Genomic DNA, 19,973 nt, shown 5'->3' with positions numbered 1-19,973 from the left:
TCATCACGACTTTATAGGATTGGAGAGCTTGATCAATCAGTCTTAAGTCAGTCCTAGGGATTACGCTATGTCCGACTAATTGATGAGTTTTAACTGGTGGTTTTTAACTGACAAGTTTTAACTGATGAGTTCTGAATGAGTTCCAATTGATGAATTCGATAGGAAATCTCAATGGGAGGCTGCGATCGACGTTTGGGTTAGGTGTTGCTATTGATTGCCTTGGAGAGAAGTACGGACTCCCATGAACCCCTTTTTGCCCGCACAATTATTTGGTCGAGAAGCTGAGTTGACAATCGTGAGTCAAATTTTGGCGGACGATGGTGACTTGTTGTTGGCGGGAGTGCCGGGAATTGGGCGACGGCGCTTGATGCGATCGGCTGCGCAGAGATGCCGAGCCAAGGTGGTGGAAATTGATTGTCTGCGGGCAACGGATTATCGACGGTTTATTCAGTTGTTAGCAGAAGGCATTCTAGCAACGTTTAACTCAGCGATGGAGTTAAGTTTAATTCAGCGTTGGAGCCAGCAATTTTCATTAATTCTCGATACCAATAGTACAGGTCAACCGAAGCTATTGTTTGATTTTACCAAGGGTGAAGAGTGGCCGTTACTACAGGCATTTTTGGCGTTGCCGCAGATATTGGCGGAGTGGTTGGATTGTCGGGTGGTGTTGGTGTTCCAGAGTTTCCCGCACATTCGATCGTGGGATCGGCAGGGCAAGTGGGAGCATTATCTGCGGCAGGAGATTCAACTGCAAACGCGGGTGAGTTATGCCATTATTGCGACGGTGGCGGAGAAGTGGACGGAGCAGAGTGCGCTGGAGACAGTGTTGTTGGGGCCGTTGTCCGATCGGGATTTGCGGAATTGGCTAGAACTGGCGCTGGCGAGTGGGCAGTTGGCGCTGGATGAGGAGGCGATCGGGTTATTTTTGAGCTACGTACAGGGGCATTTTGGCGATGCGATCGCTTTGGTGAAACGGATTTGGGTAGATCATCGTGGCAGCGGTCAGATTGTGCGAGCGCATCAGGTTTATCGCAGTGCGGTATCGCTGATTGAGGATTTGGCGGTAACGTTTGAGTCGTTGATTTTGCTACTGCCCAATAGTCAGGTGCGGGTGTTGGAGAGTTTGGCGCTTGACCCGACGGATAGTCCCCACGCGAAGGAGTATATCCAGAAGCACCATTTGTCGCGGGGGGGAACGTTACAGGGGGCGTTGTCGAGTTTGGAGCAGAAGGGTTTGATTTACGGGGCGGATTATGGTTATCGCATTGCATTGCCGATGTTGGGGCTATGGTTAAAGCATCGGTTGGGGTAGGGAAAAGGTACGATCGCTCAATATCGACGATCGTGGTTACTTGATTATGGGATTTATTGCGTAACGTTTGAGTTAAGTAAATATTAATCGACCTTTGGGTTCTGGGATAAAGCGTCCTAATTCCTGGGCGGTTGTAATCCATTCTTGGATAATGATTTCGGCATTTTGTACAGCTTCTTGGTAGGTTTGGCCATCCGCTGCACAACCAGGGAGTTCAGGAACTTCAACAATGAAGGCTTGATCAATCTCGCTCCAATAAATGATTAATTCGTATTTAATCTGCATCGTGATCTCCTAGGCGATATTTTAAAATTATGTCGCGGATCTGTTTGACTTGGTAAGCTTTAGCTTTTCCTTGTTTGGGCTGAAGGTTTAAAATTTCTTCAATTCCTTCTTTTGAGAAGATATGGTGACTTCCGCGTATTCGTTCATCAAAACCAAAAGTACGGAGCAGTTGACGAAGGGGTTCAAACGGAATGTTGGCATCGGAGATCCCCCCAAGAATTCTAACTAGTAGTTTATCTCGCTGCCCCATTCAACCAGCCTTTTTTGAAAAGTGCACACTGAATCAGTTTAAACGTTCTTACTGGTAGGAATCCCTTTGCTGATGATTCTCCAATCTTACTCTTTCTTACTTGAGATTTTGATGCACTTTTGGCAACAGGAAACTGGGCGCAACTGGATACAAGGCAAATCGAATAGTTCGCAAACAAATTAGAGCGGTGATCGAATTAGGGGGATGGATTGGGGGTCTCATCGGCAATAACCGCGCGTCGATCGAGCAGAAGAAGATCGCGAAGTTGATCAGTATTGAGTTCCGTTAGCCAATTTTCGCCAGTCCCCACAACATTTTCTGCGAGGGCTTTTTTACTTTCAATCATGTCATGAATTCGTTCTTCCAGCGTGCCAGAACAGACGAATTTATGGACTTGAACATTGCGCTTCTGACCAATGCGAAAGACCCGATCGGTGGCTTGATTTTCCACAGCAGGATTCCACCAGCGATCGAAATGAAACACATGATTGGCGCGGGTCAAATTGAGCCCAACGCCCCCCGCTTTCAGTGACAGAATAAACAATCGTGGAGCACGGGGATCCTGCTGAAAGCGATCGACCATGGCTTCCCGTTGGACTTTAGACGTGCTGCCGTAGAGGAAGAGAACTTCTTGACGGGTAGTAGTTTCTAAATACGCTTTTAGGAGTTTGCCCCATTCCGCAAACTGGGTAAAAATCAACGCCCGATCTCCCTCCGCCAAGACCACTTCCAGCATTTCTTCTAAACGTTGAATCTTCCCTGAAGCCGGAGAAAACTGGGCATCAATCGTAGCATTGGATTTTTCTGAAAGTAGCAAAGGATGATTACAAACCTGTTTGAGTTTGGTCAGCAATCCTAAAATAATTCCCTTGCGTTGAATCCCTTCTGCTTTCTCAATTTCCGCCAATGATTTATCAACAATTTGTTGATAAATTGCCGCTTGTTGTTCTGACAATCCACAAAACACCGTCATTTCCTGCTTTTCGGGCAGATCTTGGATAATTGATCGATCGGTTTTCAGTCGGCGTAAAATAAACGGTTGCACCAGCGATCGTAGGGTTTGCAGCGAAGTGGTATCCCCGTAGCGTTCGATCGGAATAGCAAATCGTCGCTGAAAAAACTGCTTGCTCCCTAAATAACCGGGATTGAGAAAGTCGAGAATTGACCACAGTTCAGCCAAGCGATTTTCCACCGGAGTCCCGGTCAGGGCAATGCGGAATTGGGCTTCCAATTGACGGATCGCTTGGGACTGCTTGGCTTCAGCGTTTTTAATATTCTGCGCTTCATCGAGCACGATCCCTTGCCAATCTACTGTTTTCAGCGTTGTCACATCCCGATGAATCAGCGCATAACTTGTAATCACTAAATCGTGTTTTTTAGCCTGCGGCGTGAACATAAAGCCCTGCGATCGCTTATCACCATGGTGCAATAACACCTTTACACTAGGGCCAAACCGTTTAATTTCCCGTTCCCAATTGCCTAAAACGGAAGTGGGACAGACCAGCAGAATAGGGCTTTCCAGGGCTTTATTTTGCTTGAGGTGCAGCAGAAAGGCAATAAATTGAATCGTTTTCCCCAAACCCATGTCATCGGCTAGACAAGCCCCCAAGCCCCACTGTTCTAGAAAGGCTAACCAACCTACACCCCGCGCTTGGTAGGGTCGTAATTCTCCTTGGAAGCCCTTCGGTTGGGCGATCGGGGTGATGGATTGACTATCGGTCAGGGTTGTCACCAATTCCTGCAAAGCACCCGAGGCTTCAAAGCTGACAACGGGCAATTTTTCGATCGTCTGCGTGTCGCCCGTACTGAGACGCAGGGCATCTTCCAAGGAAAGGTTTTTTTGATCCTTGCGACTGGCAAAGAAGTTTTGAGCAGCCTGAATGTCTTGGGATCGAAGTTCCACCCATTCACCGTTGATTTCCACCAGCGGCATATTGAGCGCTACGAGTTTCTCAAACTCCGCCTTGCTTAAACTATGTCCCCCAATGGAAAGTTCCCATTGGAAATTGAGTAAACTTTGCAATCCCAACCGTTGCTGCTTAGATTTTTTAGGTGTGGTGGCTGTGATTTTCAAGCCGAGGCGATTGGCCCAGCCAGATCGGTTGGCTAAACTCTCCGGCAGAATAACCCCGATGCCCCGTTCCTGCAATTTCCAGGCGATCGATCGCAGAAACTCATAGGCTTGCACTGGCGCAAGATGGCAGACTTCTGGACAGGCCGTTTGCAAGCTACTTTCCAAACTGGGATAGACCCGGCAGGCCAACCCCAACCCCCGCAACAGCGTTTCCTGGGGCCGCACGATCGATCGTCCCGAGAGCATTAACGTTTCCACCGGATTTTGCCAAATCACGGGGGCTGAAACCCAAAACTGGGGATCCCCGATCGCCTGAAGGCCATACTCCACAATCCAGGTTTTCTCCCCGGCTGTCGGGGGATGTAGCCGCAGGCAAGGCCGAAACTGGTCAATTTGCAATTGCAGGGTTGCGGTCCAAGCAGTTAAGGCTGGCATTAAGCCTTCCGCAAGGGTTGCATCAAGGTTCGCTTGAGAATGTTGGAGGGACTGAATCCAGGATTGCAAGCCTTTGGGAATGACTTTAGGAATCGCTAAGGGATTGCTAGAAAACGCCTGACGAATAAAGTGGTCAACGCTGTAGTTCAAAAAATCAATAATCTGCGATCGGCCCTGTCGTCCTACAGTTTCAAATTGCCCAGGCGTCACTTGACCGTAAACTTGACACACCAAGGGCATCCGGTGCGCAAGGTGGCCCAATCGTTCCTGATCGATCGCGCTATCCAGCACCACCTGCCATTGGGACAGGGCTACCTCCTCAGTCGCTTGGAGTGTGGGCAAAAACTTACCTCTTGCCAATAAATCCAACCCCCAGCGCACGCTATGGCACCAAAAACGCAAATCTTCGCCCCAGAGGGAATCCCGATCGTTCAGTAAGCCAAGGGGAATGGTGTGCAAAATTTTCAGGGCATCGCTAATCTCCAACGCGACCCCGGATACCTGCCAAGCTTGTAACGTTGGGGCCTGCGAGGGATCGCTGGAGGACTGGCTAGCGGGATCGAAATCTGTCCCCGAGAGAATCGGTAAGCGATCGTGGGTCGGCAGCAGAAGGGATTGACTCACCCACCGATCGCCCCAAGGCTGGGTGACTGAGCAATCATCTGAAGGAGCCACAGTTTTTTTGCGCGATCGCCCCGTCTCTCTGACCGGTTCCGAAGGCGAACTCGCACTGAACGCACTCAGATCAACCGCCTTTAGACCATCCCACAGTTCTTGGGGACTAAGCAGATATGGATGCGGCAAAGGTTCACCCTGTGCCTCAGGAAGCGAATCAAGATGCCGCCAAGTTTCTCCCCATAGAAAAAATTGGCTGGTTTGCGGAATCCAACTACCATGCAAAACTGCCACGCCAAGCCTCCTGATCACCACTGCAAACCAGCAGCTTCAGAACGTTGCCAACGCCCTAATCATGCCGTGATTAGTTCGTAATTTTCAAGAGGCTGACACAATAATGCAGATTCTCTACTGATTCCAGCGAGGGCCGCCGATCGGGGGTTGGATCGGTTGGCTAGGAATCAAGGTCATCGGGGTCGATCCGATTGGGGGTTGAATCGGCTGACTCGGAACCATTGTGCTGGGCGTTGACCCAATCGCGGGATCCACAGGTTGATTAACGGGATTGGCCCCATAGGGAGGCATTACTGGCTGGCTGGGAACCATCGTGGCGGGTTCCGACCCGATCGGCGGTTGAACAATGGGGCAAGGAGTGGTGTCCATCCCTGCTGGCGACACACTGTAAGCAGGATGCAACGACGGGCAAGCGGGTGCACCAGTGGGAACTGTAACCGGTTGGCTAGGCACCATCGTGGCAGGCTCTGACCCGATCGGCGGAATGACATTGTAATGGCTCGTGTCAGCAGCCCCGATCGGCGGTTTGATCGCATAGGTTCGGATGCCACCGACGGGCGGCGCGATCGTTTGTTCGTCAGGATTGGTAGGAGGATTCCAACCAATGGGCGGCTGAATTTGGTATACGGGATGCATGGCGGGTTCCGTTGATTGCAAGGGTATAACTGCGAAAGCGTAACTCTGAATAGGAAGCAAACTGCGGAAAAAGGCGGCTTATCAACCGGAAGCTTATTAAGCTTATATTTATCAGCTTGATAAGCACAGATGATAGTTCGCCCTTCCGCCAATGCGAGCCGATCGAGGTCTGACTCTTAGCGGTTGCTAATGATTGTAGACGATGACTGAGGATGTCTTTGGATGATGACTTAAGATCCTGCCAACTATTGTAAGGGGCGATCGGGAAAAGCACGATCCCCAAGATCCTGCTTGCAAGTCGTACTCATTACGAGTATGATTTGTATAGATTCAATCATTCCTGGCCTTTCAAAACTGATCCCTTACTCCTCATTCGTCTGTGAGCCTTTTCTAGGAAGCTGCAAGAACTACAAGCCAGTGAATCGAATCAACCCATTGAATGGTTGGTATTAAATCAACTGCAAAAATCGCTTTAAACGTAAGAAGAGAGGAAAAACTATGGCAACTAAAGCAGTCAATATTGGAATTGATGATGCGGCCCGCAAAGACATTGCAGATGGTCTATCGCGACTATTAGCCGATACCTACACGTTGTACCTTAAAACCCACAACTTCCACTGGAACGTGACGGGGCCAATGTTTAACACGCTGCACTTGATGTTTGAAACGCAGTACACAGAATTGGCGCTGGCGGTGGATTTGATCGCAGAACGGATTCGGGCCCTGGGCTTTCCGGCTCCCGGTACCTACAGCGACTACGCCAAGCTGACCTCCATTCCTGAAACCGCTGGGGTGCCCAAGGCGGAGGAAATGATTCAGCTCCTCGTAGAAGGCCAGGAAGCGGTGGTTCGCACGGCTCGATCGCTCTTTGCAGTCGTTGATGCCGCCCAGGATGAACCCACCGCAGACTTGCTGACCCAGCGGATGCAACTCCACGAGAAAAATGCCTGGATGCTGCGCAGCTTACTGGAATAGTCCTGTCATGCCAAGGGTTGGGGAATTTTGGATCGCGATTAACCGGATGTTTGTAGAAACCCCCCACCCTTGGGTTCGGTTCTGCCTACTGCCGAGTTGAGATTAGCTTGTTAAATTAGGTGCATCCCTCAGGAAACACTTTTACTCGACCCGTTGGACACAATTCGTCAGATACCTAAACCTATCAACGCAGTCCGTCCAACAGTGTTAGCCTGTTTTCTCCGATGGAGGTTCCCGTGAACGACGCGATTAATCTTTCTGAATTTAATTCCCATGGCAACGATCCCAGCCAATTGTGGGAGTATGTTCAGGCGCTAAGTCCAGAAACCGTAGCTCAGTTATCTCGCCCTGATTCTTCAGAAGTGCTTCAAGTGATGGAGCGCAATATTATCGGGTTGTTAGGTGGACTGCCATCTGGAGCCTTTGATGTTGCAATTACAACCAATCGCGAAAGTTTGGGGCAGTTATTGGCTTCGGCGATGATGAGCGGCTACTTCCTCCGCAATGTGGAACAGCGAATGGCCCTTGAACAAACGCTCTCCAACTTTGAAGTTTAGCTATTTGGTCATTTACGACAGGCTGATGGGCAATCTGAGGTTGGAAATCATCAGATGCAGCGCCTTAGATTTCTCGATCGAGACTTGAACATTGAAAATGCAAGACGAACGCGATACAGTTGGCCTCTGTTGCCGATGGAAGGTCTGTACATTGGCGAAACCACTGTTTGACTGAACCACGGTGGCATCTGTGTTTGGTGAACCTGCATTTTGAATCCAATGGCTTCCTCTAGACAAACAACACAACAAATAACCCCTCTTGATTCGGTGGATCCTCATCTGCCGAATTTTTTGTGGTCATCCGATCGGGCTGGGGAAATCGGTTCACCCACCGTGCTGGACACCCTGCGGCGATCGCTGCTGGATTGGTATGGCGACCGTGGCCGGGATTTGCCTTGGCGCAAGCTGCGGGACCCCTATGCCATTTGGATTTCCGAAATCATGTTGCAGCAAACCCAGGTGAAAACGGTGATTCCGTATTTCCAGCGCTGGCTCGATCGCTTTCCCCGGGTGGAAATCCTAGCCTCAGCGGATCAGCAGGAGGTTTTGAAGGCTTGGGAAGGCTTGGGCTACTATGCCCGTGCCCGCAACTTGCACAAGGCCGCAAAAGTGATCGTTGAACAGTATCAAGGACAGTTTCCTGAAACACTGGAAGCAACCCTCGCACTGCCAGGAATTGGCCGGACGACGGCGGGGGGCATCTTAAGTGCGGCGTTTAATCTACCGTTGCCGATTTTGGATGGCAACGTGAAGCGGGTGTTGGCGCGATTGCTAGCCCTCGAGGTTCCCCCGGCGAAAGCCCTCGATCGCCTCTGGGCCATCTCGGAAGCCTTGGTGCCGCCCGATCGGGGCCGGGACTTTAACCAAGCGCTGATGGACTTGGGGGCCACCCTCTGCACCCCGCACAATCCCGGCTGTTTGCTCTGTCCATGGAATGCACACTGCAAGGCTTACAATTTAGGGGTTCAGACAAACATACCTATGACAGAAACCAAGGCACCACTCCCCCACAAAGTTATTGGCGTTGCTGTGATCTGGGATGACCAAGGCAACATTTTGATCGATCGCCGCAAGCAGGAGGGGCTGCTCGGGGGGCTTTGGGAATTTCCGGGCGGGAAGGTAGAACCCAACGAGACGATCCAAGACTGCATCCAGCGGGAAATCCGGGAAGAACTGGGAATCGAAATCGCGGTGGGAGAAAAACTAATCACGGTGGATCATGCCTATACCCACTTTAAAGTGACGCTGCATGTGCACCATTGTCGCCATGTGGCGGGCGAACCCCAGACGATCGAATGCGATGAGGTGAACTGGGTCACGTTGGAGACGATCGATCAATATCCCTTCCCAAAAGCCAATGTGCAAATTATTGAAGCGCTGCGGCAGGCAGGTCGTCCAGCCAGCATGGATGGCTAATCAATGGATGGCTAATCAACAGTAATAGATGAGTCATTAGTAGACGAGTCATTCGCTCGTCAGGTTTGCGATCTCGTCCCTTTTTCCCTTTCTCCCTTGCACGGGTTAACCCATGGTCAGCCAACCGCTTCCTCCTAAAAATTCTTCGCTGAAACTGGCTGGATTGCAGCCCCGCATCCGTTGGGGCGCTTGCGATCCGCTGGAACGGGGTGCGATCGTGGGAACGGTGACCAACCCGAAGCACCGCAATGTAATTGGCACCCATGGCGGCAGTTATAGCGTCTATCGGGCATTGGCCGTGGCCACGGGGCAACTGAGTCCAGACCACCGCAGTGATTTGAGCCAGACGGAACCGATCGTCCAGATTCCGCCCAATCCGGCCTGGTGTAGTCGGCGGCGCATTGTTTCATTGGATCCCTGGGGCGCACGGGTGACGGAGGTATTTGCGCCGTTGATCGTCAAGGAATACAACATTCAACCCACGATCGCGATTACCCAAGCCCATTTAAATCTGCCGGAAATCCACCAGGCCATGACGGCGGGGCGGTTGCACCCGGATGGCCACTGGTTACTAGAGTCCGGGGATGTGCGGGTGACGAAGGTGGCGATCGATCCAGTGTGGTATTTGCCGGGGGTGGCGGAACGGTTGGGCGTGGATGAGAATCGCCTGCGCCAAGCCCTGCACCATCAAACCGGGGGCATGTTTCCAGAACTCCTGAGTCGGCCTGATTTGAAGGTGTGGTTACCGCCGATCGGTGGGACAACGGTTTATATCGTGGGCGAGGTGGCTGCGATCGGGGAGGTAACTCGACCTTTAACCGTACGCATCCATGATGAATGCAATGGCTCCGATGTCTTTGGCTCGGATATTTGCACCTGTCGGCCCTATTTGATGCATGGCATTGAGGAATGTATTCAAGCAGCGCAGGCGGGCGGAACGGGCTTGGTGGTCTATTTCCGCAAGGAAGGGCGGGCGCTGGGGGAGGTGACGAAATATCTGGTTTACAATGCACGGAAGCGATCGGGAGATCGGGCCGATCGCTATTTTGAGCGGACGGAATGTGTGGCAGGGGTACAGGATGCCCGGTATCAGGCATTGATGCCGGATGTGTTGCATTGGTTAGGGGTACAACAGATCGATCGCCTAGTTTCCATGAGTGACATGAAATATACCGCGATCGTCGAGTCTGGAATTACCGTCGTAGAACGGGTGCCATTGCCGGACGATCGGATTCCAGCCGATGCCTGGGTGGAAATGGAAGCGAAGAAGGCCGCAGGTTATTACACGATCGGAGAAACGCTAAACCCAGAAGATTTACAACAGATCAAAGGGCGTCACCTGGAATAGTTGAAAACTATCTAGAAAAATGCAAATGTTTCGCTATACCTATGGAGATACCGTCAGCACGATCGAGGCATTGTTGGATTGAGGTTTCCCAATCCCTCTGAACGCAAACTAAACTGAGAGTACTAACCCTTCTATTATTTCGAGAAAAGTTGATGCCAAAGACTGTTGACCTTTCATCAAATATTATTGTTGCGGGATTTCATGCGCTCTCTGATCCCTTGCGTGTTCAGGTGTTAGATCTATTGCGCGATCGTGAGCTCTGCGTTTGTGATTTGTGCGAAACCCTTGAAGTCAGCCAGTCGAAGCTCTCCTTCCACCTCAAGACGCTCAAAGAAGCCCAGCTAGTTCAAGCCCGACAAGAAGGCCGTTGGGTTTACTACAGTTTGAATTTAGCTCAATTTGTCGTTTTAGAACAGTATTTAGCAGAGTTTCGCCGTTTAAGCCCCATTCTGCCCCCACGGAAATGTCGCGATGAAGGGTAATCCATCAAGTTTTCACTTTTCTTAACGCTCGATGTTTTATAGAACACTTGAAAATATCAAATTTACTTGAAATGATTATTGCATTCCTCACTGCCCCTCGGTGAGAGACACAATGACATTTCAAATATGACCCTTCAAACATTCATTTCCTTCCACCGCCTGCTGAGTGCTTGTATTGTAATGGCCCTGGGCATCGCAGGTTGTACGACTTCCAATCCCACAACCGATTCCACTCAACCCCAAGCGGCTAATGCGGCCCAAGATCTGAAAAAAACAGTGATGCCGCCTTCCCCAGGAATCAAAATTGATGGTTCGAGTACGGTGTTTCCCATTTCTGAATTGATGGTGAAGCAGTACCGTCGAACCACCGATGCCAAAGTAGGCCCGATCGACCTCAAATTCTCTGGAACGGGAGGTGGTTTTAAGAAATTCTGTGCGGGCGAAACGGACATCAATAATGCCTCTCGTCCAATCCTCAAAGAAGAAATAGAAGCTTGTGGAAAAGCGGGTGTTCGCTTCTATGAATTCCCGATCGCCTTTGATGCGCTCACAGTGGTTGTGAATCCGCAAAATACTTGGGCAAAGGATATCACTGTAGCTGAACTGAAGAAAATTTGGGAACCCACTGCCCAGGGAAAAATCACCAACTGGAATCAGATTCGCGCTTCCTATCCCGATCGACCGCTCAAGCTGTATGGCGCAGGCAAAGATTCTGGAACGTTTGATTACTTCAACGAAGTGACAACTGGCAAACCCCAAGCCAGCCGGACAGACTACACCGCCAGTGAGGACGACAATGAACTCGTTGCAGGCGTGCTGCAAGACCCGAATGCCCTGGGCTACTTTGGACTGGCCTACTATGAAGCCAAGCAAAACCAACTCAAAGCCTTAGCGGTTGATCCAGGGAATGGTCGAGGCGCAGTTTTGCCCTCACGAGAAACGGTGGAAAAAGCCCAATATCGCCCCTTTTCCCGTCCCCTATTCATTTACGTCAACATCGTTGCGGTTCAAAATAAGCCAGAATTGCAAGCCTTTGTGACGTACTACCTCAACAACGCGAAACAACTGGTTCCGCAGGTTGGCTACATCCCACTGCCGGATGAGGGCTACCGCTTGACGAATCTGCACTTCTCCCAAGGCAAAGTCGGAACTGTGTTTGAGGGGGTGCCGCAGCCAGATTTAACCATCAGTGAATTGCTGCGGAAGCAAGCCGTGTTCTAGAAGCTTGCTTAAGCCAACCTGCTAATCAACCAAAGGGGATTCTGGAAATATACCAACTTTTTTAAGTGTATAAAATCCAGAAAATCTAAAATATCAAACTAGAAAGATTCATTTTGTAGATTATACTAAATTAAATTGATGTATTTGATAATCTCTCAAAGTGAATCCTATGACTATACGGGTTGGAATCAATGGGTTCGGTCGAATTGGACGGCTAGATTTTCGTGCTGCATGGGGTTGCTCAGAATTTGAGTTTGTTCACATCAACGAAGTCAAAGGGGGAGCGGCAACGGCTGCCCATCTGCTGAAATTCGATTCGGTGCATGGTCGCTGGCTCCCGGAGGTGGAAGTCGGCGTCGATCGCATTCTCATTGATGGCAAACCTGTCACCTTCAGCGAGTACGCGCAACCGGGCGATGTGCCTTGGGAGGATTACGGGGTGGATATTGTCCTGGAATGCTCAGGCAAGTTTCGCACCCCTGAAACCCTTGATCCGTATTTCAAGCGGGGTGTGAAAAAAGTGATTGTGGCAGCTCCTGTTAAACAAGGTGCGCTCAATATTGTGATGGGCATTAATGACCATTTGTATCAGCCGAATGAGCATCATTTATTAACGGCTGCATCTTGCACAACCAATTGCCTTGCCCCAGTCGTGAAAGTCATTCACGAAGGGCTGGGGATCAAGCATGGCGTCATTACAACGATTCACGACAATACCAATACGCAAACGATCGTGGATGCCCCACATAAAGATCTCCGTCGTGCTAGAGCAACCAATTTATCACTGATTCCCACTACAACTGGATCAGCAACCGCGATCGGGTTAATCTATCCAGAATTGAATGGCAAGCTAAATGGTCTGGCGGTTCGTGTTCCATTACTCAATGCATCACTCACCGATTGTGTGTTCGAAGTCGCCCGATCGACCACAGTTGAAGAAGTTAATCAATTACTAAAAGCCGCCTCTGAAGGCACTTTAAAAGGTATTTTGGGCTATGAAGAACGCCCGTTAGTGTCGATCGATTACAAAGACGATCCGCGCTCCTCAATCATTGATGCCCTCTCCACCATGGTGGTCGATCAAACCCAAGTGAAAATCCTGGCTTGGTACGACAACGAATGGGGTTACTCCAATCGCATGGTTGAACTCGCTCGCAAAGTTGCCCTCAGTTTAAACTAACTTGCTTGAATTAACCCGTCTGAATTCCCTTGCCTGAAAAAACTCTATGTCTTCCATTCTGGCGTCTAGCGCCAATCTCAAAAACTACATTCTCGTGACGCTGGCCTACTGGGGGTTCACGATTACCGATGGGGCGCTCAGGCTCTTGGTACTACTTTACTTCTACGAAATTGGCTACTCACCGATCCAAGTTGCCTTTCTATTTCTGTTTTACGAAGTATTTGGCGTTGTCACCAATTTTCTAGGCGGTTGGATTGGATCGCAGCTTGGGCTGAAGGTCACGCTCTACGCCGGAATTGGGTTGCAAATCTTTGCGCTGGTGATGTTATCGTTTCTCGATCGCAACTGGGCGCAATGGTTTGCGGTGGGTTACGTAATGGTGTCACAAGCCTTTTCGGGCATTGCCAAAGACCTGACGAAAATGAGTTCCAAGAGTGCGATCCGATTGGTGGTGCCACAGGACGCGCAATCATCACTTTTCAAGTGGGTCGCGATCCTGACGGGATCAAAGAATGCTCTCAAAGGAGTTGGGTTTTTCCTAGGCGCTGCGTTACTTGCGTCGATCGGGTTTATGAATTCGCTTTGGCTGATGGCAAGTGGACTATTTTTGCTCCTGTTTACGGGTTTGATGCTGCCGAGGGGCATGGGCAAAATCAAAGCGAAGGTGAAGTTTACCCAACTGTTTTCTAAGAGCCGCGAAATCAACGTTTTATCAGCCGCACGATTCTTTCTGTTTGGCTCCAGGGATATCTGGTTTGTCGTTGGCTTACCCGTATTTCTGCGCGGGCCATTGGGTTGGTCGTTCTATCAAGTGGGCGGGTTTATGGCCCTGTGGGTAATTGGCTATGGCATCATTCAGTCCTCTGCCCCAACTCTGATTAAACGATTTGGCTCGGGCCGTCCACCTTCGACCAGTACGATTCGATTTTGGACGTTTGCGTTAACCGTCGTTCCGGCGCTGATTGCGATCGCGCTGATTGCTGGCATCAATCCCAACTATGCGATCGTGGTGGGATTAATGTTGTTTGGGGTGGTGTTTGCCTTCAACTCAGCCGTTCACTCTTACCTCGTTCTGGCGTACACCGACGACGATAAGGTCGCTTTGAATGTTGGGTTTTACTACATGGCTAACTCCGGCGGACGGCTTGCTGGAACAGTTCTATCAGGCTTGATCTATCAATGGGCTGGACTGGTGGGATGTCTATGGACTTCAGCTGCGTTTGTTTTAGCGGCTGCATTGATTTCCTTGAAATTGCCAACGCCCCGCCCCAATAAAGCCATTGCCTGGAAAGCAAAAGGTGGAGATTAAGCACATGGGTATTCATCCTCGATCGACGTCCCTAGTACAGGCGGGAAGTCATCTTAGTTTCTTTGAGAAATATCTGACGGTTTGGGTCTTTCTCTGTATTGGGATTGGGATTGTCCTGGGACGACTGTTTCCGACGATCGCAACGACCTTAGATGGGATGAGCATTTATCAGGTGTCGATCCCGATCGCAATCTGTCTGTTTTTCATGATGTATCCCATCATGGTCAAAATCGACTTTTCCCAGGCAAAGCAAGCCGTTCGCACTCCCAAACCTGTGATTCTGACGTTGGTCGTGAACTGGTTGATCAAGCCGTTTACGATGGTGTTATTTGCTCAGGTGTTTCTGGGGGGAATATTTCGTCCTCTGATTGGCGGAGCGGAGATGATTCGCGGAACGGAAATTGCCCTTTCCAATTCCTACATTGCAGGAGCAATTTTGCTAGGGATTGCACCCTGTACCGCAATGGTCTTGATGTGGGGCTATCTCTCCTACGGCAATCAAGGTCATACTTTAGTGATGGTAGCTGTGAACTCTCTGGCGATGCTATTTTTGTATGCACCGTTAGGACGTTGGTTCCTGGCTGCTAATGATCTCGTCGTTCCTTGGCAAACGATCGCGCTTTCGGTTGCGATCTATGTGGGCTTACCCTTGATCGCTGGAATGTACTCCCGGCACTGGATTTTGCAGCACAAAGGACGCGCTTGGTTTGAGCAAAAATTCCTCAAGTATCTCAATCCCGTTGCCATTTCTGCGCTATTGATTACGCTGATTTTATTATTTGCGTTCAAAGGAGAGCTGATTGTTAACAATCCCTTGCACATTTTATTGATTGCAGTTCCGTTGTTTCTACAAACCAACTTTATTTTTCTGATTTCCTATGTAGCAGCATTAAAGCTGCGATTATCGTATGAGGATGCGGCTCCGGCGGCATTGATTGGGGCAAGCAATCATTTTGAAGTCGCGATCGCAACGGCAGTAATGTTATTTGGACTCAACTCGGGCGCTGCCCTAGCAACCGTTGTCGGGGTACTAATCGAAGTCCCGGTCATGCTGATGCTAGTGGAGGTCTGTAAACGAACCGCAGCTTGGTTTCCGCGCGAACCTGAAAAAGCAACCCTACTCGATCCGCGCTGTATCTCCTCCCGTTCTTTGCAGTAACGAATGTTTGATATCTCATCATCGCGAATAATCGCGATCATTAATGTTGCTCAACTTGATGCGTTATTGCTGATCCATTTATGAGTTGCATACGGAATCCAAACTGTAGACTGTCCCCTGAAGGGAGATCGTGAAAGGCTCATGCTATCGTTTTAGCTTTGAACACCGGCTACTCTACAGTGGGATTCCGTAGCCCAGCTCACCTCCTATTTTGAACTGATGTTGGATTTTGAACTGATGTTGAAGTCTAATAAACTACTGACAGCAGGCGAAATACAACAGATTAAGCAATCAAAACAAACACAGGGAACATCAAGACGACTGGCCGAAAAGAATCGAGAAACTAAGCAAGCTTGCGACGACGCAGTAGCGGCAAGCTACCACCCGCCATAGCTAGACCCAGCAGCACCGTGGGTTCGGGCACCTTCGCTGCTACGACTTTATAATCTGGCCCAGGGAACATCAAGACGACTGGCCGAAAAGAATCGAGAAACTAAGCAAGCTTGCGACGACGCAGTAGCGGCAAGCTACCACCCGCCATAGCTAGACCCAGCAGCACCGTGGGTTCGGGCACCTTCGCTGCTACGACTTTATAATCTGGCCCATTGAAACTGTTGGGATTGCTGTTGAAGCTGGTGAGTCGTAACCCCGCGATCGTGGATTTGGTTTTGAGACCGTAGGAACCCACTGCTTGCGGCTGAGGTTGATCCGCAATTTCGTGGGTCATGATGGAGTACCCAGCACTCTTCCACAAATCGCGGGTAATTTTGAAGGACTCACCCAGCAAATTACCCGATGCATCGATCGCCTCCACCAACAAATCACTGTTCATCCCTCGCTCATAGAGGAAAAAGTGATCCGAAGGCTTATCGAAGAACAAGTTGAAGCTGGATGTCCCCCACTTATCTTCCGTATCAATAATGCTGTTGAGGTTGAGATTGCCTAAGCTCGCCACAATATTGGCTTCCGTCGGACTTTCGACCACGGGGCCTTCCGGCAAGAGCGGATCAGCAGCGGTATTCGTCCCTGCATCACTACTACCAGGGCCTTGCACAGTATTAGGGCCGGGGGTAGGTAGATTGTTGACCAAAATCTTGGCGCGGTTCACCAAGTTAAAAGAACTAACGGTGGTGTCACCCAATGTGACAGACTCTAGTTTAATATCCTTCGTCGGATCCGCTGGCTTGGGGGAATAGCTGGTATCAAACGTAAAGGTCGTAAAAGCTTGGGCTGGGGCGATCGAGGCTAGGGTGGCGAACAGGCCGCTAGCGATCACCCAGGAAAATTTGTAACTCATGGTCATGCTCCTCTTGCAACGATCAACTGAATGGTTTATTGAATCCCTTGCTTTGAAGGAAAATACCTCAAAGACAAAGAATCTCAGCAGAGGCTCTGGGGGCGGGAGCAATCCTGAAACTAGTGCAAATGAATTCCGTATTCCTGTTCTAAAGATGCCACATTAATCACATCACTGTCAGTACTTACACGCAGACTTTATAGAAGCTAAATCTCCTACAGGGATTATGCCCAACCTGTCTTCATAAACCATATTTTTTGTAGAAATAGAAAAGCAGAGCGATGGAACAATCTCGATCGATGTGTAGGGAGAGAGCCCACCGAGATTCCCAAGATTTCCGAGATTTCTGAGATGACACCATCACTAAAGTCACTGGAAATCACCGATATAGCCGAGATTACCGCGACCAAGAAAAAATGGTAGGACAAAAAAAATAGGGTAAGCAGTTACTCACCCTACGCCTTTGCTACACTCAGTTGTCTGCTAAGAAGTCTCCTCACTTCGCTCAACCCCCCTAAGGGAATCAACGGAGTTGAGTGAAACCTCATAGAAGCCATACGTCATTAATATCACAGGCAGCTCGGTATATGTCCTAGGGAGGGACGTATCTTTACGGAAACTACATAAACCTACTTCTAAAGAAATAGAAAACTTGAGTTAAGACCCATTTAAGCCGTAAATTCCACAATTTTAATGAACCAACCGCGAACCTGAAAAGCAAGCAAGTGCCTAAAGTAGCGGGTCGATCGCTCAGTTCGGGAAGCCGTACAGTCTACGCAGTTGCATCGAACATCAAGCTTCGTTAAATTAGCACTCAGGAGTTGGGAGTGCTAATTTTGAGTCCAAACTCCGATAGACTGGGTAGTCGGGGACTGAATCCAAGCCCCAATGTTCAGTCATCGTCCACAGTTGCAACCCGCAGGAGTTGACCTTCTTGAGCAGACGCAGTTGAACCGAATACTCGTCTGGGCGAGGTGGAACTTGAGCCTGTCACGGCAATCTGTGAACGTTATTGTTTGCACAAGATTATAGAGAGTTTGGAGACTTTGTATGGCAGCCGTATCTTTGAGCGTGTCTACTGTTCAACCCTTAGGCGATCGCGTATTTGTGAAAGTGTCGGAAGCAGAAGAAAAAACTGCTGGCGGCATCATCCTGCCCGACAACGCTAAGGAAAAGCCTCAAGTCGGTGAAGTCGTGCAAGTTGGCCCTGGTAAGCGCAATGATGACGGTTCTCGCCAAGAACTGGAAGTCAAAGTGGGCGACAAAGTCCTGTACTCCAAGTACGCTGGCACCGACATCAAGCTGGGTGGCGACGACTACGTTCTGCTGACTGAGCGTGACATCCTGGCCGTTGTGCAGTAAGTCGGAACTGGAGAAGGCGGGAAAGAGAATGATCGTTTCTAGTTCTCAATTCCCAATTCTCAAGTCCTAAATTTCAATTTTTCATTTCCTTCTATTGACCTCTCAGAAGTAGACAAGACTTAAACCATGGCTAAGCGCATTATTTATAACGAAAATGCCCGTCGTGCCCTCGAAAAAGGCATGGATATCCTGGCAGAAGCCGTTGCAGTGACCCTCGGGCCTAAAGGTCGCAACGTGGTACTGGAGAAGAAGTTCGGCGCACCCCAAATCATCAATGATGGTGTGACGATCGCCAAGGAAATTGAACTGGAAGATCACGTTGAAAACACCGGGGTTTCCCTGATCCGTCAAGCGGCTTCCAAGACCAACGATGCCGCTGGAGATGGTACCACCACTGCAACGGTGTTGGCCCACGCGATCGTCAAAGAAGGTCTGCGCAACGTGGCTGCGGGTGCCAATGCGATCCTGCTGAAGAAAGGAATCGACAAGGCTACCAATTTCTTGGTGGACAAGATTAAGGAACAGTCTCGTCCTGTGGAAGATTCCAAGGCGATCGCGCAAGTGGGTTCCATCTCCGCCGGTAACGACGAAGAAGTGGGTGCCATGATTGCGAGCGCCATGGACAAGGTGGGTAAAGAAGGTGTGATTTCCTTGGAAGAAGGGAAGTCCATGACCACCGAATTGGAAGTCACCGAAGGGATGCGCTTCGAGAAGGGCTACATTTCTCCCTACTTCGCCACCGACACCGAGCGGATGGAAGCTGTGATGGAAGAGCCTTTCATCCTGATCACCGACAAGAAGATTGCCCTGGTGCAAGACTTGGTGCCTGTGCTGGAGCAAGTGGCTCGGGCCGGTCGTCCTCTGGTCATCATCGCTGAAGACATCGAGAAGGAAGCCCTGGCAACCCTGGTGGTGAACCGTCTGCGCGGCGTCCTGAATGTGGCTGCAGTCAAGGCTCCTGGCTTTGGCGATCGTCGGAAGGCAATGCTGGAAGATATCGCAGTGCTGACCGGCGGTACGCTGATCACCGAAGATGCAGGTCTGAAGATCGATGCTGCCAAGCTGGACATGCTGGGTAAAGCCCGTCGCATCACGATCACCAAGGACACCACGACGATCGTCGCTGAAGGCAACGAAGCACAAGTCAAGGCTCGGGTTGAGCAAATCCGTCGTCAAATGGAAGAAACTGAGTCTTCCTACGACAAGGAAAAGCTGCAAGAGCGTCTGGCTAAGTTGGCGGGTGGCGTTGCAGTGGTTAAGGTCGGTGCGGCAACCGAAACCGAAATGAAGGATCGTAAGCTGCGTCTGGAAGATGCCATCAACGCAACTAAGGCTGCGGTGGAAGAAGGGATTGTTCCGGGTGGTGGTACCACTTTGGCGCACTTGGCTCCTGAGTTGGAAGCTTGGGCTTCTGGCAACCTGCAAGCGGAAGAGTTGACCGGGGCGATGATTGTTTCCCGTGCGTTGACGGCTCCTCTGAAGCGGATTGCTGAAAACGCAGGTCAAAATGGTGCTGTGGTAGCAGAGCGTGTGAAGGAAATGCCCTTCAACAGCGGTTACAATGCTGCAACCAATGAGTATGTGGACATGATTAGCGCAGGGATTGTTGACCCGGCTAAGGTGACCCGTTGCGCGTTGCAAAATGCTGCTTCGATCGCGGCAATGGTATTGACCACCGAGTGCATTGTGGTGGACAAGCCTGAACCGAAGGAAGCGGCTCCCGCTGGCGGCGCGGGCGGCATGGGTGACTTCGATTACTAATTGAA

At 50.1% G+C, this 19,973-nt stretch carries 19 protein-coding genes; 13 read left to right on the top strand and 6 right to left on the bottom strand.

Annotation, left to right across the window (positions count from 1 at the left end; all coding sequences use genetic code 11):
- The first annotated feature begins 241 nt into the window (after window positions 1–241).
- Complete coding sequence (locus tag ACN4EG_RS04220) at window positions 242–1,312, top strand: AAA family ATPase (RefSeq protein WP_431627952.1); 1,071 nt, start codon at window positions 242–244, stop codon at window positions 1,310–1,312.
- Between the two features lie 72 nt (window positions 1,313–1,384).
- Here the strand turns inward: ACN4EG_RS04220 and ACN4EG_RS04215 are convergent, their stop codons facing one another.
- From ACN4EG_RS04215 to ACN4EG_RS04205, 3 genes are all read right to left on the bottom strand, one after another.
- On the bottom strand, window positions 1,385–1,597 hold the full coding sequence (locus ACN4EG_RS04215; RefSeq protein WP_431627950.1) for a type II toxin-antitoxin system HicB family antitoxin: 213 nt from the start codon (window positions 1,595–1,597) through the stop codon (window positions 1,385–1,387).
- Window positions 1,587–1,847: a type II toxin-antitoxin system HicA family toxin gene (locus ACN4EG_RS04210; RefSeq protein ID WP_431627949.1), complete on the bottom strand. Its 261-nt coding sequence runs from the start codon at window positions 1,845–1,847 to the stop codon at window positions 1,587–1,589. The genes ACN4EG_RS04215 and ACN4EG_RS04210 overlap by 11 nt, the downstream gene beginning before the upstream one ends.
- A 196-nt stretch (window positions 1,848–2,043) precedes the next feature.
- Window positions 2,044–5,160 (bottom strand): DEAD/DEAH box helicase, encoded by a 3,117-nt coding sequence (locus tag ACN4EG_RS04205; RefSeq protein ID WP_431627948.1) that lies wholly within the window; start codon window positions 5,158–5,160, stop codon window positions 2,044–2,046.
- Here ACN4EG_RS04205 and ACN4EG_RS04200 point away from each other — a divergent pair.
- A complete protein-coding gene (locus ACN4EG_RS04200; protein ID WP_431627947.1) occupies window positions 5,148–5,279 on the top strand; it encodes a hypothetical protein in 132 nt (43 codons plus the stop codon). The genes ACN4EG_RS04205 and ACN4EG_RS04200 overlap by 13 nt on opposite strands.
- Window positions 5,280–5,379: 100 nt before the next feature.
- Here ACN4EG_RS04200 and ACN4EG_RS04195 read toward each other — a convergent pair whose 3' ends face one another.
- The gene (locus tag ACN4EG_RS04195) at window positions 5,380–5,901 is read right to left on the bottom strand and encodes a hypothetical protein (protein WP_431627946.1); all 522 of its coding nucleotides are present in this window, start codon (window positions 5,899–5,901) and stop codon (window positions 5,380–5,382) included.
- Between the two features lie 498 nt (window positions 5,902–6,399).
- Here ACN4EG_RS04195 and ACN4EG_RS04190 point away from each other — a divergent pair, with 498 nt between their 5' ends.
- The 9 genes from ACN4EG_RS04190 to arsB all read left to right on the top strand — a co-directional run bounded on the left by ACN4EG_RS04190 (window position 6,400) and on the right by arsB (window position 15,548).
- Complete coding sequence (locus tag ACN4EG_RS04190; RefSeq protein WP_431627945.1) at window positions 6,400–6,876, top strand: Dps family protein; 477 nt, start codon at window positions 6,400–6,402, stop codon at window positions 6,874–6,876.
- 236 nt (window positions 6,877–7,112) lie between these two features.
- Window positions 7,113–7,433, top strand: coding sequence for a DUF760 domain-containing protein (locus ACN4EG_RS04185; RefSeq protein ID WP_431627943.1), 321 nt, complete (start codon window positions 7,113–7,115; stop codon window positions 7,431–7,433).
- A gap of 219 nt (window positions 7,434–7,652) precedes the next feature.
- Window positions 7,653–8,849 carry an A/G-specific adenine glycosylase gene (mutY, locus tag ACN4EG_RS04180; RefSeq protein WP_431627942.1) on the top strand — a complete coding sequence of 399 codons (1,197 nt, stop codon included), beginning with the start codon at window positions 7,653–7,655 and terminating at the stop codon, window positions 8,847–8,849.
- Window positions 8,850–8,961: 112 nt separating this feature from the next.
- On the top strand, window positions 8,962–10,197 hold the full coding sequence (locus tag ACN4EG_RS04175) for a GTP cyclohydrolase II (protein WP_431627941.1): 1,236 nt from the start codon (window positions 8,962–8,964) through the stop codon (window positions 10,195–10,197).
- A gap of 152 nt (window positions 10,198–10,349) precedes the next feature.
- Complete coding sequence (locus ACN4EG_RS04170; protein ID WP_431627940.1) at window positions 10,350–10,679, top strand: ArsR/SmtB family transcription factor; 330 nt, start codon at window positions 10,350–10,352, stop codon at window positions 10,677–10,679.
- A gap of 126 nt (window positions 10,680–10,805) precedes the next feature.
- Window positions 10,806–11,900 carry a PstS family phosphate ABC transporter substrate-binding protein gene (locus ACN4EG_RS04165; RefSeq protein ID WP_431627939.1) on the top strand — a complete coding sequence of 365 codons (1,095 nt, stop codon included), beginning with the start codon at window positions 10,806–10,808 and terminating at the stop codon, window positions 11,898–11,900.
- Window positions 11,901–12,069: 169 nt separating this feature from the next.
- On the top strand, window positions 12,070–13,080 hold the full coding sequence (locus ACN4EG_RS04160) for an ArsJ-associated glyceraldehyde-3-phosphate dehydrogenase (protein ID WP_431627938.1): 1,011 nt from the start codon (window positions 12,070–12,072) through the stop codon (window positions 13,078–13,080).
- 46 nt (window positions 13,081–13,126) lie between these two features.
- Window positions 13,127–14,389, top strand: a complete 1,263-nt coding sequence (gene arsJ, locus ACN4EG_RS04155; protein WP_431627937.1) for an organoarsenical effux MFS transporter ArsJ — start codon at window positions 13,127–13,129, stop codon at window positions 14,387–14,389.
- Between the two features lie 4 nt (window positions 14,390–14,393).
- Complete coding sequence (arsB, locus tag ACN4EG_RS04150) at window positions 14,394–15,548, top strand: ACR3 family arsenite efflux transporter (protein WP_431627936.1); 1,155 nt, start codon at window positions 14,394–14,396, stop codon at window positions 15,546–15,548.
- Window positions 15,549–15,891: 343 nt separating this feature from the next.
- On the opposite strand, the gene ACN4EG_RS04145 is transcribed toward arsB, so the two are convergent.
- Window positions 15,892–16,011, bottom strand: a complete 120-nt coding sequence (locus ACN4EG_RS04145) for a PEP-CTERM sorting domain-containing protein (RefSeq protein ID WP_431627934.1) — start codon at window positions 16,009–16,011, stop codon at window positions 15,892–15,894.
- 30 nt (window positions 16,012–16,041) lie between these two features.
- The gene (locus ACN4EG_RS04140; RefSeq protein WP_431627932.1) at window positions 16,042–16,845 is read right to left on the bottom strand and encodes an exosortase-dependent surface protein XDP2; all 804 of its coding nucleotides are present in this window, start codon (window positions 16,843–16,845) and stop codon (window positions 16,042–16,044) included.
- A 1,050-nt stretch (window positions 16,846–17,895) separates the two neighbouring features.
- Here ACN4EG_RS04140 and groES point away from each other — a divergent pair.
- A complete protein-coding gene (groES, locus tag ACN4EG_RS04135) occupies window positions 17,896–18,207 on the top strand; it encodes a co-chaperone GroES (RefSeq protein ID WP_190574193.1) in 312 nt (103 codons plus the stop codon).
- A 126-nt stretch (window positions 18,208–18,333) separates the two neighbouring features.
- The gene (groL, locus tag ACN4EG_RS04130) at window positions 18,334–19,968 is read left to right on the top strand and encodes a chaperonin GroEL (RefSeq protein WP_431627931.1); all 1,635 of its coding nucleotides are present in this window, start codon (window positions 18,334–18,336) and stop codon (window positions 19,966–19,968) included.
- Window positions 19,969–19,973: the final 5 nt, after the last annotated feature.

This window comes from Alkalinema pantanalense CENA528, assembly GCF_050753345.1.
GTDB lineage: Bacteria > Cyanobacteriota > Cyanobacteriia > Leptolyngbyales > Leptolyngbyaceae > Alkalinema > Alkalinema pantanalense.
Note: the sequence above shows the minus strand (reverse complement) of the source record. Positions and strands in the feature narration are given on the sequence as shown.